Raw genomic sequence first — 634 nt, forward strand, 5'->3', positions numbered from 1 at the left:
GTACGCGCTGCGTGGCGGGGGCGTCCCCGCGGCGGTACCCGAGTCCCGGGCCACGGGCACCGGCGCCTACCTGTAGTCGTCCAGTCATCCAGCCGTCCGCCGCCGCGGCGGCGGACGGCCCGGGGTGGGCGCAGCCCACCGGGGAGCCCCGGGCGGGGAGGGAACGGGCGGCCCGGAGCGGCGCGTTCATCCCCCGCGCGGCGGTCCGTCGTCGGCCCAGACCGCCCGGATCGCGTCCTCGGCGGCGGCACGGGTGGCGGCCTCGTCCAGTCCGAGCCGCCTGGCGAGCCGGGCGAATCCCTCGGCCGCGCCGGCGACCTCGCGGGCAGCGGCGTCCCGGGAGCCCGCGACCACGGTGCCGTTGCGCCCCCGGGTCTCGATGACGCCGTCGGCCTCCAGGGCCCGGTACGCCTTGGCGACGGTGTTGGCCGCCAGGCCGAGTTCGGCGGCCAGGCCGCGCACGGTGGGCAGCCGCAGCCCGACGGGGAACTCGCCCGAGCGGACCCCCGCGGCGATCCTGGCCCGGATCTGCTCGTAGGGGGCGTCCGGGGAGTCGGGGTCGATGGTCAGTCTCACCCGGCCGATTCTGCCCCGAGGAGCGGGCTCCGGTCGGTGACCCGGGCGCGCCACGGGG

1 protein-coding gene is annotated in these 634 nt (G+C 79.3%); it reads right to left on the reverse strand.

Features of this window, described 5'->3' with window-relative positions:
* Positions 1-186: 186 nt before the first annotated feature.
* Positions 187-576 (reverse strand): GntR family transcriptional regulator, encoded by a 390-nt coding sequence (locus FNQ90_RS25930; RefSeq protein ID WP_182608529.1) that lies wholly within the window; start codon positions 574-576, stop codon positions 187-189.
* Positions 577-634: the final 58 nt, after the last annotated feature.

The sequence above is a fragment of the Streptomyces alkaliphilus genome (genome assembly GCF_014141535.1).
Lineage (GTDB): Bacteria > Actinomycetota > Actinomycetes > Streptomycetales > Streptomycetaceae > Streptomyces > Streptomyces alkaliphilus.